This window comes from Heyndrickxia sp. MSNUG (assembly GCF_049532715.1).
Taxonomy (GTDB): domain Bacteria; phylum Bacillota; class Bacilli; order Bacillales; family Cytobacillaceae; genus Mesobacillus.
Genome location: NZ_CP150978.1, coordinates 534,557 through 550,934 on the forward strand (window position 1 = coordinate 534,557; position 16,378 = coordinate 550,934).

Annotated in this window: 14 protein-coding genes; 13 read left to right on the plus strand and 1 reads right to left on the minus strand. The window is 37.7% G+C overall.

Annotation, left to right across the window (positions count from 1 at the left end; translation table 11 throughout):
• The first annotated feature begins 1 nt into the window (after position 1).
• The 11 genes from AABM38_RS02705 to AABM38_RS02755 all read left to right on the plus strand — a co-directional run bounded on the left by AABM38_RS02705 (position 2) and on the right by AABM38_RS02755 (position 13,396).
• Positions 2 to 406 carry a hypothetical protein gene (locus AABM38_RS02705; RefSeq protein ID WP_423409017.1) on the plus strand — a complete coding sequence of 135 codons (405 nt, stop codon included), beginning with the start codon at positions 2 to 4 and terminating at the stop codon, positions 404 to 406.
• A 293-nt stretch (positions 407 to 699) separates the two neighbouring features.
• Positions 700 to 999 (plus strand): nucleotide pyrophosphohydrolase, encoded by a 300-nt coding sequence (locus AABM38_RS02710; RefSeq protein WP_423409018.1) that lies wholly within the window; start codon positions 700 to 702, stop codon positions 997 to 999.
• 6 nt (positions 1,000 to 1,005) lie between these two features.
• Entirely contained in the window at positions 1,006 to 2,958 is a 1,953-nt protein-coding gene (locus AABM38_RS02715; RefSeq protein WP_423409019.1) for a DNA/RNA helicase domain-containing protein, read from the plus strand.
• Positions 2,959 to 3,095: 137 nt separating this feature from the next.
• The gene (locus AABM38_RS02720; protein ID WP_423409020.1) at positions 3,096 to 3,923 is read left to right on the plus strand and encodes a DUF2971 domain-containing protein; all 828 of its coding nucleotides are present in this window, start codon (positions 3,096 to 3,098) and stop codon (positions 3,921 to 3,923) included.
• A 29-nt stretch (positions 3,924 to 3,952) separates the two neighbouring features.
• Positions 3,953 to 4,363 carry a hypothetical protein gene (locus tag AABM38_RS02725; RefSeq protein WP_423409021.1) on the plus strand — a complete coding sequence of 137 codons (411 nt, stop codon included), beginning with the start codon at positions 3,953 to 3,955 and terminating at the stop codon, positions 4,361 to 4,363.
• Positions 4,364 to 4,630: 267 nt separating this feature from the next.
• Positions 4,631 to 5,962 (plus strand): CoA-disulfide reductase, encoded by a 1,332-nt coding sequence (locus AABM38_RS02730; protein WP_423409022.1) that lies wholly within the window; start codon positions 4,631 to 4,633, stop codon positions 5,960 to 5,962.
• A 359-nt stretch (positions 5,963 to 6,321) separates the two neighbouring features.
• Positions 6,322 to 10,068, plus strand: a complete 3,747-nt coding sequence (locus tag AABM38_RS02735) for an AAA domain-containing protein (RefSeq protein ID WP_423409023.1) — start codon at positions 6,322 to 6,324, stop codon at positions 10,066 to 10,068.
• 236 nt (positions 10,069 to 10,304) lie between these two features.
• Positions 10,305 to 10,655, plus strand: coding sequence for a hypothetical protein (locus AABM38_RS02740; RefSeq protein WP_423409024.1), 351 nt, complete (start codon positions 10,305 to 10,307; stop codon positions 10,653 to 10,655).
• Positions 10,642 to 11,784, plus strand: coding sequence for a type I restriction enzyme HsdR N-terminal domain-containing protein (locus tag AABM38_RS02745; RefSeq protein ID WP_423409025.1), 1,143 nt, complete (start codon positions 10,642 to 10,644; stop codon positions 11,782 to 11,784). The genes AABM38_RS02740 and AABM38_RS02745 overlap by 14 nt, the downstream gene beginning before the upstream one ends.
• 159 nt (positions 11,785 to 11,943) lie before the next feature.
• Positions 11,944 to 12,183 carry a hypothetical protein gene (locus tag AABM38_RS02750; protein ID WP_423410630.1) on the plus strand — a complete coding sequence of 80 codons (240 nt, stop codon included), beginning with the start codon at positions 11,944 to 11,946 and terminating at the stop codon, positions 12,181 to 12,183.
• 178 nt (positions 12,184 to 12,361) lie between these two features.
• Positions 12,362 to 13,396, plus strand: a complete 1,035-nt coding sequence (locus AABM38_RS02755; RefSeq protein WP_423409026.1) for a hypothetical protein — start codon at positions 12,362 to 12,364, stop codon at positions 13,394 to 13,396.
• Between the two features lie 227 nt (positions 13,397 to 13,623).
• Here the strand turns inward: AABM38_RS02755 and AABM38_RS02760 are convergent, their stop codons facing one another.
• Entirely contained in the window at positions 13,624 to 14,433 is an 810-nt protein-coding gene (locus tag AABM38_RS02760) for a nuclease-related domain-containing protein (protein ID WP_423409027.1), read from the minus strand.
• Positions 14,434 to 14,719: 286 nt separating this feature from the next.
• Here AABM38_RS02760 and AABM38_RS02765 point away from each other — a divergent pair, with 286 nt between their 5' ends.
• Both AABM38_RS02765 and AABM38_RS02770 read left to right on the plus strand, forming a co-directional pair.
• Complete coding sequence (locus AABM38_RS02765; RefSeq protein WP_423409028.1) at positions 14,720 to 15,433, plus strand: endonuclease/exonuclease/phosphatase family protein; 714 nt, start codon at positions 14,720 to 14,722, stop codon at positions 15,431 to 15,433.
• Between the two features lie 92 nt (positions 15,434 to 15,525).
• Positions 15,526 to 16,161 (plus strand): YczE/YyaS/YitT family protein, encoded by a 636-nt coding sequence (locus tag AABM38_RS02770; protein ID WP_423409029.1) that lies wholly within the window; start codon positions 15,526 to 15,528, stop codon positions 16,159 to 16,161.
• Positions 16,162 to 16,378: the final 217 nt, after the last annotated feature.

Below are 16,378 nucleotides of genomic sequence, written 5' to 3' on the forward strand. Positions count from 1 at the left end.
TTTGGATAATATTATTTCCTCCTTAAGTTTAATTCTTGGAATGTTTGTTGCCATTTATATAAAGTGGCTTGATGAAATTAAGGCTGCAAATGATATTGAGTTTCCTACTCATAGGGTAGATGGGGGAAACGAATATAACACTGTTAAAAGGATTAATAAGTATTATGTTTTACCACTAACTATATTTTCCTTTGTCTTAACGATTGTAATTTTACCGAACTGGATTAGTATTTTTTCTGAAACCATAAAAACAATTGCTGATCACCCATTAAATTTTAAATACTATAATATTGTATCTGCAATTTTCCTCTTGATTGGGTTAACGTCAATTGTATTCACAGTCCACTTAGGGTGGAGTTATTACAAGTTAAGAATAAAAACAAAAAAACTTAATCCAAAAGGATAGAAATGTCATCCTTTCATTACATTTTTTTCGTTTCCTCTAACAGAACTATCATTATCCATGAAGCTTTAGAATTTTTCAGTACCATAACAGTTATATCACCTTAGTAGGAAAAGACATGGAATGGGAACGGTTCTTGCGGCTCGATATTAGAATCTTTATAAGCGGTCAAATTCTATACAGGGATTTGGCTTTTTTTTTTCAAAATTCAATGCCCTTCTAAAAGCATAAAGAATGATAGAATCAAAATAGACATTATAACAACAAATTAAGTTAAACACTGGAGTGACCACAACATGGAAAGAACCCGCCAAACTATCTTAAACTTCCGCGATGAACGAAACTGGAAACCCTACCACAACGAAAAAGACCTAGCCATATCAATTTCTCTGGAAGCCAATGAACTCCTAGAAAACTTCCAATGGAAAACCAGCGAAGAAGCACTCAAGGATTCTGAACAAAATATCAAAGAAGAAATGGCTGATATTTTAATATACTTGGTTCAGTTAGCTGACAAAATGGATATTGATCTAGAAGAGGAAGTTTTGAAGAAGATGAAGAAGAATGAACTTAAGTATCCCATTCAGAAGGGGTGAGGGTAGTTGATCGTTTATGAGGCAACGAAGGATGAGTTCTTGAAGGATGTTTTTGATGATGAGCTGGTGAACAATATTGTCAGCAATTATAACAGCAAGATTGGGCGGATTAATGAGCGGGAGGTTCGGTCCTGGGACAACTCGATGCAGTATATGTACAGGGTGTTGAGTGACAGCGAGATTCCTAATGATGCGGGTGTTGCAATTGAGTTTAAGATTCCTCATACCTCAAAGCGGGTGGATTTCCTCATATCTGGTTCGGATCAGGATGCGCGACAATCGATTGTTATTGTTGAATTAAAGCAGTGGGAAACGGTTGAGAAGATCGAGGGAAAAGAGGCGATTGTTAAAACGGTTATTAATAGAGGAGTACGTGAGACGACTCATCCGTCTTACCAGGCCTGGTCATATGCTGCATTAATCAAGGACTACAATGAGAATGCTCAAAAAGAAGAAATTCAACTTTATCCATGTGCTTATCTGCATAATTACATAAACCAGGGTGAACAGGATCCGCTGACTGACCCGGTCTATGAATATTATATTGAGGAAGCACCGGTTTTTATAAAAGGTGATTCCGGTAAGCTGCGCGATTTTATCAAAAGGTATATCAAGCACGGTGATAATAAGGAAATTTTATATACGATTGATAAAGGGAGGATTCGTCCATCCAAATCGCTGCAGGATTCTCTGAACAGCATGCTCCAGGGGAATCAGGAGTTTGTCATGATAGATGACCAAAAAGTTGTCTATGAAACGGCTCTGCACCTTGCCAAGGAAGCGTTAAGGACAAACACGAAGCAGGTGCTGGTCGTTGAAGGAGGGCCAGGTACCGGGAAATCTGTTTTAGCTATAAATCTATTGGTTGAAGCGACTAACCGGAGTTTAGTAGCCCAGTATGTGACAAAGAATGCTGCGCCGAGGAATATTTACGCGACCAAGCTAAAACAGAACTTCCGTAAGGGCCATATTGATAATCTGTTTGTTGGGTCAGGCAGCTATATCAATGTGCCGGCGAATGAGTTCGATGTCCTCATCGTCGATGAAGCCCACCGCCTCAATGAAAAATCCGGCCTTTTTAGCAACCTTGGTGAAAATCAGGTAAAAGAAATTATAAAAGCTTCCAAGCTGTCTGTCTTTTTTATCGATGAACGGCAGCGGGTTACCCTCAAGGATATCGGTAGTATAGGGGCGATTAAAAAGTTCGCAAAGGAATTGGGAGCGGATGTAACCAGGATGAAACTTGATTCGCAGTTCCGCTGCAATGGTTCTGATGGCTATTTAAGCTGGATTGACGATGTCCTGCAGATTCGCCAAACGGCGAATTCAAATTATATAGGAACTAACTATGATTTCCGGATCTTCACAAACCCAAACGAAATGCGTGAAGAGATTACTAGATTGAATAAAAAGAACAACAAATCCCGGATGGTAGCCGGTTACTGCTGGAACTGGCTGAAGGAAGGGAAGTCGAACACAAATATCCATGACATCGAGCTGCCTGAGCACAAATTCAGCATGAGCTGGAATCTGAACAACTCCGAGACATGGGCAATTGATGAGAATTCGGTCAATGAAACCGGCTGTATTCACACCTGCCAAGGGCTCGAATTCGATTACGTTGGAGTCATCATTGGGGACGATCTGTTTTACCGGGATGGAGAGGTGCTAACCGACCATACTAAACGTGCGAAAACAGACAACTCCTTAAAGGGTTTGAAGAAAATGCTGAAGGAAAATCCTGAGGAAGCAGAACAGCTGGCTGATGAGATTATTCGGAATACTTATCGTACATTGATGACCCGTGGGCAGAAGGGGTGCTTTGTTTATTGTACTGATAAGGAGTTAGAGGGTTATCTTATTGAGCGGGTTAGGGATATTCAGCAGGTATATGCGGAGAATGAGTTTTTTAGGGAGATGCCTAGGGTGGCTGAGGAGAAAGAAACCTATAAAAATTAACAAGGATTACCTATACTAGACAAACAACCAATGAGAGAATACTTGATATACCTCATTGCAAAATAGTTAATTTTATTTAAGGAATTATCCTGTAATAGAATCAATCTTGTTAATTAATAAATAGAGGTGGATTGCAGTTGGGAGAATTATCATATCTTTATCATTATACGAGTATTGAAACCCTCGCTTTAATCTTGAAAAACAAAACGATTCGTTTCAGTAGTTTATCAAGAGTGGACGATATAGAAGAACAGAGAACAGTAGATTATGGGGATCTTGGAAGGTTTTGTTTTGTTAGTTGTTGGACAAACGAAACAGAGGAATCAATTCCTTTATGGAATCTATATACACCTAATATGACTGGCGTAAGGATTAAATTACCGGTAAATCCATTTAAAACTGTAAAGGTTGATCCAGATGGAATACATATTAAGGAAAGTTACGAAACACATCCTTCACTAACTAATGAAAAACTTTCGGCTCACGGTTGTTTACTAAATACGCCCTATTTGGCAAGTCTATATCAAGTACAATACACTGATGACCCTGATAAGTTAAATCGAAGAGTATTAACGGAGAAAAAGCCAGAAACTAAAATGGTAAATGGAGTTAAAAAGACAAGTCTAGAAAAAAATATAAGTATTAAAGATATTGGGATTTATAAAAACAAGCAATGGGCGTTTCAAAAAGAGTACCGTTATAAATTTTTTGTAGTTCCTTGGACAATGAGAGATTTGGAATTAGTAAAATCATATGAAGATCAGGCCAAGTTAATTGACCGCTTAGAGACAGAAAAACTCAAGAAAGATTTTTTTGATCTTGAGTTAGATGAACATGCTTTAAATGATATGGAAATTCTAATTGGTCCTAGAGCTAACTATGCCCAAAAACAAATAATAGAAAGTCTAATAAATGATTTGAATCCATCTGCAAACGTATGGGAAAGTAATCTTGGAATACGCTAATTAAGGAGTCTTAGGGGGTTAAGCAAGTCATGATTGAGTATTTTCCGCTACTGATATCTTTAATCACAGTAATAGCTGGATTTATTACTTGGGGTTTAAATGAAAGAAGTAAAAGAAAGCAAGAGAGCTACAAAAGAAAAGAAGAACGTTATGCGGAATTAATCAAAAGTATTAAGGGGTTCTATGACAATTCGGATAGTCCAAGTTTAAAAGAAAACTTCCTGCAACAAGTAGATTTATGCTGGATGTATTGTCCAGACGATGTTGTAATAAAGCTATACGCCTTTTTGGAAACTGTTAAAACAAACTCATCTACAGATGTTGAAAAGGAGACAGCACTTGGAGAAGCGATGGTTGCAATTAGAAATGACTTGTTAAAGGACTCAAAGATAAAAAGCAATTTGACACCTGATCAATTCAAAATATACTCAGTAAAATAAGATAAGAAACAGCATTGAAAGTATCCAATGCTGTTTTTTTGCCTCTTAAATTACCACGGTGAACCATATCATAAATAGTGGGAAAATCAGAAATATAGCTAATTATCGATATTCCTAATGAGATTGTTTAATCTATAAAAGGTACCGTGTGAGTAAACGGCAGTCGGTGCAGCCGTTTTATTTTATTATTTTTTTCTGAGGTCACTATAACTCTCTGATGTTTAAGAATAAGTAATAAATGGAAACAAAAAGAAGGGAGGGATAAACATGAAAATACTGATTATTGGCGGAGATGCAGCAGGTATGAGTGCTGCGATGCAAATGGTCCGGAACAGCTCTGGACATGAAATCACTGTATTGGAAAAGGGAGGCGTGTATTCGTACGGGCAATGTGGCCTGCCTTATGTGATCAGTGGGAAGATTGAGTCCGCAGATCGGTTAATCGCCCGGACCCCGTCTACTTTTAAGGAGAAATATGGCATTGATGCACGTGTATTTCATGAAGTCCAAAAGGTGGATGCAGAAAATAAAATGGTAAGTGGAATAAATCATAGTAATGGTGAAATGTTTAGCCTGCCATATGACCGTCTTCTGATTGCGACAGGTGTAAGCTCGGTCATTCCAAAGTGGGAGGGTGTGACACTTCCAGGTATTTTCTCGCTAAAAACCATCCCTGATGCAAAGGCAATAATGGATTATCTAGAAAGAGATATACATAATGTGACCGTGATTGGCGGTGGATACATTGGGCTTGAAATGGCTGAAAGTTTTGCGGAGCTCGGCAAGAAGGTAACGATCATTGAAAGAAATGAGCAATTAGCCAAAATATTTGATACAGACATGGCAGAATTGATTCATGAAGAAGCAGTAAGGCAAAACATTGTGTTAAAAATGGGTGAATCCGTGGAAGCATTCGGTGGAAGTGACAATGTGGAATCTGTGAAAACCGATAAGGGAGAGTATGAAACAGATTTGGTGCTAGTCGCTGTAGGTGTGAAGCCCAATACCTCCTTTTTAGAAGGAACAGGAATCAAAACCATTGGAAATGGTGCGATCCAGGTAAATGCCTATATGCAAACCAGTATTGAGGATATCTACGCGGCAGGAGATTGTGCCACACAATATCACCGAGTAAAGGAAAAGGATGATCATGTCCCATTGGGAACACATGCCAATAAGCAAGGACAAATCGCCGGATTGAACATGGTTGATGTACATAAAACGTTTAAAGGAATTGTCGGCACTTCCATTATTAAATTTTTCAATTTAACCCTGGGGAGAACAGCGCTATCAGAAAAAGAGGCAAACTCGCTGAACATCCCCTGTGGCGCTGTCACCATTACAGCAACTGATATCGCTGGTTATTATCCCGATGATAAAAAAATGAAATTGAAACTTGTCTATCATAAAGAGACACATAAGGTTCTTGGCGGGCAAATTATTGGGGAAAATGGCGTCGATAAACGAATCGATGTATTAGCGACGGCCATATTTCATTCCATGACGACGGATGAGCTGCTTGATTTAGATCTGGCGTATGCGCCACCGTATAATGGTGTATGGGATCCTATTCAGCAGGCGGCTAGGAGGGTGGAGTAGATGGGATGGCGAAAATAAAAATTATCGACAAATTCGGTTTTCATAGATTTTGCCGAAAAATCTGGCTTTATTTTAATTCAGATGGCTAAAAGCTTGGGAATATCCCGAGCTTTTTTTACTTTTTATATATTTTTCTATTCAACTAGAGCTAGTGATTGATTCTGTGGTAATTTAAGGTGCAAATAAAGAAGTTTCGTCAATTTTTTCCAAAATCTGATATAATATTTGACATAAAATAGTTGGTCCAATGACAAGGGGATTTATTACACTTTTAAAGATTCCTTGGCATTTCCGGTTCTTTCGATGCGTATTTATGAAACGCGGGATATTAGAACATCGCAATAGAAAGAGGTTTTAAAATGAAAGAAATATTGATTCACATGAGGGATAAGTTGAACGATATCAGCAGAAGGAATCGCTCCATTCGGCTGCTTAAGCTATATAATAAATGGAGTTTTGACCTAACAGAGTTAGATGAGTTGAGTGAGGAGACTGTTAGCCAGTCGATTGTCTCGAAAATCATCAAGCAAAGCAAGGGTGAAATAGTCTTATTGAAGCCTTCGTTGGATAACGAAAAATCGATGGCTATCTCAAGAAAGCTTACCGACCTCAGCAGGAACATGAAAGGAATCGAAGAAGAAACTGGAGTTCATGATTTTTACTTGGGCTTTCCGTTTCTATCCGGTACGTGGGCTGACGGGACATTTTTTCAGGCACCATTGTTTTTATATCCGGTCAGGCTGGAAAAGAACAATGTTCAATCTCAAAAGTGGGTATTGAAGCTGGATGAAGGTGGACCCCAGATTAATCGAACTCTATTCTTGGCTTTTAAGAAGATGAATAGCCTAAACTTTACGGAAGAGTTTTTCGAGGAAGCAGCGGAGGTGGCTAAGAATTATGATTACCAATCCTGGCTCTCGTTCTTAAAAGAACGGGAAATGAATGTTCATTTTACCCAAAACGGTCTGACAAAGTTAAAGGAATATAAAAAAGATGATATTCCCGAAGTTGTCAATCTGACGTTATTGGAGAATGCCGTAATTGGGAATTTCCCACAAGGCAGTTCTTCCTTAGTAAAAGACTATGATGCGCTTATTGACCTGTCAGCGGATGGGGCGCTAGGTTTGGCAGGTGAATTGATTTCTCCTGACGACCTGGAATTCGTAGGGGGACAAGAAAATGTTGAGGGATTTTTAGAACAAGAGAACCCTGACATTCTTAATCTCCTGGAGGCGGATGGATCGCAGGAGGAAATTCTCAAAGAAGCTCGCTATAAAAAAGGAATTGTGGTTCATGGGCCGCCTGGTACCGGAAAGTCCCAGGTAATTGTCAATTTGATTACAGATGCTCTTAAGCAGGAGAAGAAAGTACTCATAGTCTGCCAGAAGCGTGCTGCTTTGGATGTGGTGTATCAGAGATTGGATGGACTTGGGCTAAGTGGTCATATTGCACTAGTGCATGACGAGAAGAATGATCGAAAGAAGCTTTATAGTAAGATTTCTTCTGTGTTGGAGCATAACCAGATTAGCTATGAGCAGGCAGTTCAACTTTTAGCTTCGGTGTTAAATAAGCTGGCTTCTCAAGAGGAATTATTGAATAGTATTGCCAATGCGATGTACGAATATCAGGACTTTGGTTTCCGTTTATATGATTTGTATGGAAAAGCCAATCCGGTCGGAGAAACCACGCAAATTGTCGATTTGACTGACGTATTGCCGTCTTTGAATCGAGATGTTCTGGACGATGTTTCGGAGAAGGTGTTCACCTTTGCGGAATGGTATGAACGGTTTGGTGATGATACCTATCCGCTGAAGCAGCGTAAATCTTTTGGGCAGCTAAGCATGAAAGACAAACTGGAACTGATTGAGTTGATGGACCAATTAATCCAGATGGCGAGTAAATCGGTTGACTATTTAGAGTCGCTTGATCACGAGAAAATTACTCCTGCTTATACTTGGTTGGTGCAAAATAAGCTGGATAAAATTTATCCGGACCTTGAGGATGGAAACAAGCGGACTTTGCAGGGATTGCGTTTATGGTGGTGGACTTCCTTTTCTGGAAAGTCAATCATTGAAGAATTGATTGAAGGTGAGAAATTTAAAGGAACTAGTTCAACAGAGTGGATGAAAATAAAAAAGTCCCTGATGACGATGCAGCAACTTGGTAAAGAAACAAAAACAATGGCAGATGAAATTGAGAAGCTGAAAAGGTACTTTGATGAAGGTTTTGTCGAAGAACTGAAGAGTCGGGTTTCTGAAGGGGATATTCCATTAAAAGAGCTGGATAAGATGCTGGAGTACATCCATAGTGACTTCGAAGACCTTCAGCAGATGGATAACTATTGGAATCGCTGCTCGGAAATCGAGAGAAAAGTAATATTGAAATTGCAGGCAAAGAGCAATAACAGTGAAATGGGGCTGCCTGACTATTGGGTTGACCTATTCCGCAATTCTGCTTATGTTCAATGGATTGACCAAACTGAGCAAAAGTATCCTCAGGTGAAACAGGTTTCGACCAATGAGTTCGCGAGGATTAGGGAGTCATTTGCCAAGTTGATTGATGAAAAGCGGAAGATGGCCACCCAGTTTTTGATTCATACCTTGACCTCAAATGTTAGTGAGGCCCAGCAAAGGCATTCCAGGAAAGTAAAGGAGCTTAAACACCAGGTAGGCAAGAAGCGGATGATCTGGTCGCTGCGTAAACTGGTTAATGAATTTGCTCGTGATGGGTTGGTGGACATCCTGCCTGTATGGCTTGCGTCCCCCGAGATTGTTTCTTCAATCTTCCCGTTAAAAGAAGGATTGTTTGATCTGGTTATTTTTGATGAAGCATCCCAATGTACGGTGGAGAGCGGAATTCCGGCCGTTTATCGTGCCAAACAGCTGATTGTGGCAGGGGATGAAAAGCAGCTTCCTCCGTTTAATATGTTCCAATCTTCTATCGTGAATGAAGACGAAGAGGAAGAACAATATGAAACAGATGACTCAGTTAGCTTGCTAAATCTGGCGAAAAGAAGGTTTCCGGAAAAGATTCTGCAATGGCATTATCGCTCTAAGTATGAAGAGCTGATCAATTTCTCCAATCATGCATTCTATAATGGCCACGTCCAAATTGCCCCTAACGTAGTGCCATTCAGGAAACCGCCTGCAATGGAGTGGAAAAAGGTAGATGGACGATGGATTAACCAGTGCAATGAGGTAGAAGCCATTGAAGTAGTAAAAACCTTGAAGGATATCTTAAAGAACCGGCCGAACAAGACGGTCGGGATTATCACCTTCAATGCCAAACAGCAAACTAAAATCCTTGACTTAATCGAAAAAATGGCAGGGGAAGATGAAAAATTCAGTGCTGTTTATAACCAAATGATGTCCAGGGACTTGGATGAACGTGTATTTGTGAAAAACATCGAGAATGTTCAGGGAGACGAGCGGGATATCATCTTATTTTCTATTGGTTATGCTAAAAATGAAGAAGGCAGGATTTACAACCGATTTGGTATGCTGAATCAAAAAGGTGGCGAAAACCGTTTAAATGTAGCGGTAACGCGTGCCAAGGAAGAAATCATGGTTGTTTCAAGTGTCGAACCTGAGGAGCTGAATGTAGCGGGAACAGCTGGACTTGGACCGAAACTGTTAAAGTCCTATTTGAAATTTGTGAAAGCAGTTGCTGCTGCCCAGCCTGCGCACATTAATACCGTCGTCCAAGAAATTAACGAAAATGTTAATACGCATGTACAGGAACAAGAATTGCATTTCGACTCGCCATTCGAAGAGCAAGTTTATAAGCAGCTTAGAAATCTTGGTTACGATGTCGTCACGCAAGTAGGGATGTCAGGATATCGGATTGATTTGGCCATCGTGGATCCGAACGATCATTCGAAATACATGTTGGGGATTGAATGTGACGGTGCCATGTATCACAGTTCCGCCAATGCCAAAGAAAGAGACGTCTATCGTCAGCGTTTCCTCGAAAGCAGAGGATGGACCATAGAACGGATCTGGAGCCGGAACTGGTGGAGGAATCCTACGACTGAAATTGAAAGAATTGATATGAAGATTAAAGAGTTGCTGAAGAGTAATGAGGTTAGGGAGAAGGTAGTTAAATAACGTAATGTGGTCTGAATCCTTGGGTTCGGGCCTTTTTTTATATGGATGGTGGGATAAACGCTATTTTATTTTGTCTGATTGATGGTACCAAGGGGCAGGTCTACACTGGATATCAGTAATCATAAATATCAAAAAAAGCAGGGGAACAAAAACGTTCAGTTTGCAGTAAAAAACTAGAATAGCAATATTTTAGATTGAATAATTTGGTAAAATAATTATAGAAGGGGTGGATAGTAATGTTCCCAGAAACAATAACAATTCGGAAAGAGACCTATGAAATTATTGATGAACATTTAACAGAGAAGCAGTTAAAGGCATTTCTGCGAGACAATCCATATGGTGTATATGCACTCGTAAACGAAGATTTGGATAATGACGATCAGATGATGACAACTTTTCTTGTTTTACATAATGGTGATTTCGAAGATAATGTAATTCTTTATGATGTATCTAGACAAGTTCACACCACTGTTACCACTGAATTATATTTTCTTGCGAAGGGATATGTAGAATTCATTGATGTGGGAAAAGTGGATCGTTATCCGATTAAATTATATAAAAGGAAAGACATTTATGAAAATATATAAAAACGGGAGAAAAAAACTATTATATGATCCTTGCCGCCAAATCTTACTTCAGCATACTCCAGAAGAAGAGGTCAGACAAAGAGTACTAACTGTACTAATAGAGGAAATGGGGATACCCAGAGATACTATTAGTACAGAATATCCCCTTGGTAAAATTGACTCAACCTCAAGACAAAGAGCAGATATAGTTGTTTGGAACAAAAATAGAGATGGAGATGAACACGCTCTATTAGTATTAGAAATAAAGGCTAGTCATGTTGAATTGACCGATCATACGTTGATGCAAGTTAAATCATATAATGAAATACTAAAAGCGAAATATATAGGAATTTCCAATGGCAAACAAATGCAGTTTTTTGAGGTCATTAAGGGAGAAGCGGTTCCTTTAACAAATGAGCTCTATACATATTCAGAATTAATTAAAGGAAAAGTCGAATATACAAAATATCGCGAGTTACGAAGATTACCATATGAACTTATTTCCTATGATCGTTATATAAGTTTTTTACTACAAGCGGGATACATTGGAGAAGGAACTCCGGATACTATGCACACATTCTTTTCTGAGGTACAGAATTTTATTTTATGTGGTGAGATTAAAGTAAGTGGTAAGTACAAGACGGAAATAAAACGGGATTTATCATACGGAATATTTTCGTTCGGAAATGCTGGAGGAGGAAATTCCCCCGGGTATTACCGTAGTTTAATTGTAAAAGATTTAAGTGGAAAACATTTAGTTTTTAGAGTAGGTGTATTTGGAACAGGTGTATTGGTGGATGATCCTGTATTTGGAAATAGAAGAGGAAATACGTACTTAATAGTTGCTGTTGATATTCCTGGGCTTTCAACACCTATTCTCCAATTAAATCTCGACCAGTTTAGCGGGTACTCTAAAGAAACGGATTCATATGAGATATTTCATAATGGACGACGAAACGGATTCACAAATCTTCAAGTAATCGATAAAGTAAGAGAGTGCTCACCAGGCTTAATCGAAGATGGCAAAATATATATTGGATCGTTACCGGCCAATAAATCTATCTCAGTTAAAGCTGGATCTGAATTTATTGAAAGATTATTAGATTATGCTAGTGTTCGATTAAAATTGACGGAAGGTAAAAAGAAATGAGAAAGAGTCTAAAATAAAACAGTTGAGTTGACGTAATATTATCAAGCCGGCAGAGACCTTCCAAAGTCTTCTGAAACGGATGTTATTCCGGGAAGCTTTTGACCTGTCAAAAGCTTCAAAACTTCTCAATAAATTTGAAAAGGGGAAATTCAATTGGTGATGGTTGAAAAGTATAACCTTAATCAACAAACGTTAAATTTTGTACTTGATTTTGAAAAGAAAGTTGAAAAAAATAGAGTTTTTACAAATAAAGAATTGGTCAAGCTATTTGAATCATCCTCTTTCTATAACAAGGAGGTTCAATCTTATTATAAAACGGCAATGCAAAAATCTATTTGGTGGGCAGTAAAAAGGAGTAATAGTTGGTTAATGGAGAGGGGAAGGTATACCAAATTATAGTATTGATACCTCGAGTGAAAAGGACAGCGCACAATAAAAATGACGAGAGACAATAGTTCCCTCGTCTATTTAATTCGGAAATGCTAAAATTGAATGGGTTTTATTAGGAAAGTAGGAAGGTATAGTATCTGAAAGAAGTGAAGGTTATCATGATATCTACTATAGAGGGGATATAAAAATGGTTAAAGAGCAACAAATAATTAATGTACAGAGCAATCTTACTTTTAAACAATCCTCTAATGACCCTACTTTGGAATTATCTAAAAAACAACTTAGTCAACGATACGATTTTAATTTAAATCAAGTGATAAATGGGTTTAGAAATGTCCCGGCATTTTATGAGGCACAAAAGTTAATTAAAAAGGATAGTCTCTACAAAGTGATAATCCCTAAAGATATTAGTAAGAGATTGGAAGATGGAAGTGCAGAGTGGAACTTTGATAAAACTGGGATGAAGTTACCAACTATAAAAGATCAAAATGGTTCTTTTGTTTGCCAAGCTAGATTAGAAGAAACGAATCCTCTTAATTTTAGTAATGTAAATAATATAGCCTTACAATCAACAATGGCTGCAGTTTTAGAGCAATTAGAATTACTTAATGAACAAGTATCTGATGTGTTACGAGGCCAACTCACAGACCGAATTGGTGTAATCGAAGGTGCCATAGACACATATAAACAAGCTTTGCTAGCTAATGACAAAACCGTAAGTAAGCAATTATTGACTCAGGCTGTATCTGAGTTGAATAAAGGAAGAAGGCAACTAATTGAATCTCTTGAAGCCAATACAAAATTTATAAATAAGTTACCTCAATCATCTTTTAAACAAATCTTCTATTCTTTATTTCATAGAGTCGATACAAATAAAATTGAAGGTGAATTTCTCGACACTCAGACCATATTTGACAGTATAATTAAATCCTCAAATTACCTTGCACTAATTTATGAAGAATTGGGAGAAGTCAACTCATTAAAAGAATCTCTAATACCTTTGAAAGCATGTATTAATGAATATGCAGGTAAAATGGAAAAAGTAGCAGAATTTCTCCCATATAATCCTAAAATTGAAAAAGAAGATATGTGGTACAAAAACCCCGAAAATATTATAGCAATGATTGATTCTCATATCGACAAATTAGACTCAGAATATATAGAAATACGATTAACAGGCGAACAACTACTGTTAAAAAAGGAGGAAGTGAATTTTGAATAAATGTAAGAAATGCGGAAGACCGCTAACTAAGAATGCCCTTTTTTGTTCTCACTGTAAAACTAAAATAGGCAATATAACTGGGAGAATTGGTAAAGTAATTGGTCCAATTATACCCGCTGTTTTTTTTATCGTTAAGAAATTCAAAAAGTGAACTAGAAACATAGAAACAATTTCTGTGTTATAAGGTAAAGAGGGTAGCCAATTAGCTATCCTCTTTCTTTTATCGCTTAAATGTTGATTTTGCTGTTCTTCTGATGCTCATAACAATAAATCTTCCCATTAAATTTGTGGTTTGATAAACAATATGATTTAACTTTATCTGATACGGATTTATTACAGATTGAACAAGTTGCTTGAGTGTTGTCTGTAGTATCAGCCTTCAAAGCCTGTTCGTGTTCTCGTCTAATGGCAGGGTCTTTAATATCTGCATTTAAAAAGACATCGTAAATCACCGAAATCTCCCTCTCGCTTAAGAGAGGTTCTTTGTGTTGAATCTTTAATACGGAAACTTTCCGATGAATGAACTCTGATAGCTCTATATCATAAATGACCAGTTCGTTTGACTGTATTTTCCGGTAATCTAAATCCACTTTAAACGTAGATCGCTTAGTAAAAGAAACAAATGATACAAAGCACTCTTCGTACTTTTGATTAATCAAAGACGATAGTGCTTTTATATGCCCGTAGTTTTGGACAAACGGGTTCATCATTTTGAACTTTCCATTGACGGACCATGTTTTTCTGTCTTTCCCGCCGTAGATCGTTCCTTGATAGTTTTTCGTTTCAATTATAAAAATGCCATAGGGTGTCAGCACAACATGGTCAATCTGTGAATATCCTGATTTTGCTTTAGGATTCTTTATAAGAAGGTCACTCAAGTAGCGACAGTCCTTTGGCAGTTGATCCAGCTGTATATCAATCTTGTATTCTCCAATTTCACCTTTTCTTACGGCAACCTGCTTTGGAGCGACAGTTTTCGCCTTTTCAGGAGTTGTCTCTGTCCTTTGCTTCTTCAAGAAATTAAGAAATAATAACATGATAATATCTCCTTGCTGTAAAGTATCCTCTCTTATACTTTCGTTCTAATACGCTCATTATTTAAGCTTTAATTTGATATAATGGAAAAAATAACTAATTTATTTAATCAATTTAGGAAGTTATTTTATTATTAAAGGGTGATATGGATTTCCCTATAGGTAAGTATTTACGTGGCGGTATTAAACCGTTTGAGTTTTTACCAGCAATAAATAAGAATGGTTATGTTTTGGGGTTGTAGAAGAGTCGATAGAACAAATTTAGCTCTCTTTTTGAAGGAGTTGGAATATGAGGTTTATTTCATGGAATGCTTCTATGCGATTTAGAGATAAAATTGATAATATATTCCCATTCAATGCAAATATATTAGTCATCCCGGAATGCGAAGCTCCAGAAAAATGGAGAGGGAAAAATCATCATAAGGATATTAATCAATTTCTCTGGTTTGGTGACAATTTGAATAAGGGCATTGGAATACTCAATTTAAATGATGACTTTAATATAAAGTTGCATCCATCCTATAATAAGGATTTTCGCTATATTATTCCTTTAATAGTTACTGGAAAACAAAGTTTCCTGCTATTTGCAGTTTGGTCTCAACTTACAAAGAGCAAGTTTGATAGTTATATAGGGCAAATATTTCTGGCTTTAAAGTATTATGAATCCTTACTTAAAGAGCCTTGTATTATTGCAGGTGATTGGAACAGTAATAAAATCTTTGATCATATTAAACGGGTAGGAACCCACTCAGAGGTAGTTGACTTTCTAGAGAAAGTAAATATTAAAAGTGCATATCATCATTTGTTTAATGAGGAACAAGGTCTTGAATTACAGCCAACGCATTATTTTAGGAAGAGTAAATCTAGCCCATTTCACATTGACTTTATTTTTGCATCAAAAACACTCCTTAAACAGATAAGAAGCTTGGGAATTGGAACCTATGTAGAATGGATTAGTTTGAGTGATCATATGCCGATATTTATGGAACTTAATTTTGAATAGGGTGATTGAAAAAAAGCGGGAGAGGCAGCAAAATACCATGGAAACTCCTGCTTTAAATGCTTTTATTAAGTTGATAGAAATGAAGTGATAAAATGAAGCTGAAAATACAAATTCCCTTTTTTATAGTTGGACTTATCCTTTTTAGTTACGGTATAGCTGTGGCAATTAAGGTTAAGTACTTAGGAATCCATCCCTGGGATGTATTGAATATTGCACTTTATGATAAGTTTGGCTTAACAATCGGAACATGGAACGTGATTTTTGGTGTCATGTTAGTTCTTGTAACGCTCTTGATTGATCGTAGTTATGTTAATATTGGCACCTTTATTAATGCAATGATGGTTGGCACAATGGTTGACTTTTTTCTCTGGCTGGATGTTTTGCCCCAGGCTTCCACTCTCATGATTGATATTTTGGTGTTGCTGCTTGGTGTGGTAATCATGGGTATTGGAGGCGGAATGTATAATGCTGCTCGAATTGGGTCAGGGCCAAGAGACGGATTTATGCTTGCGATTTCAGTTAAGCTCGGGTACTCAATTAGCAGAGTGCGAATGATTGTTGAGAGTATTGTGCTGGTGGTTGCCCTATTACTGGGCGGGCCGGTCTTTATTTTCACCTTTATATATACATTTATCCAGAGTCCTATTTTTCAGGCTTCCTACAAGGTCTGTACAAGATGGATCGAAAAGCTATCTAGCTCAATAAACAAAAAGGTGGTATCTATGTAATTACAAACGTGCCTATTACTACTGTTTTTTCAAGAACTTCCGAAAGAACTAGGGAAGACACGGGGACGGTTGGCATAGAAGGAAGGTGCAACAAGAGTTTTTCTCCGGCTGTGCCTTTGAAGCATGGGGACGTATCTTATGCTTCTTTTCTGTTGAGAAAAAGAAGCAAAGGGTACGTCCCTTGAAAGCTGTTGGACAGAGCTCCCAACAGCTTTTT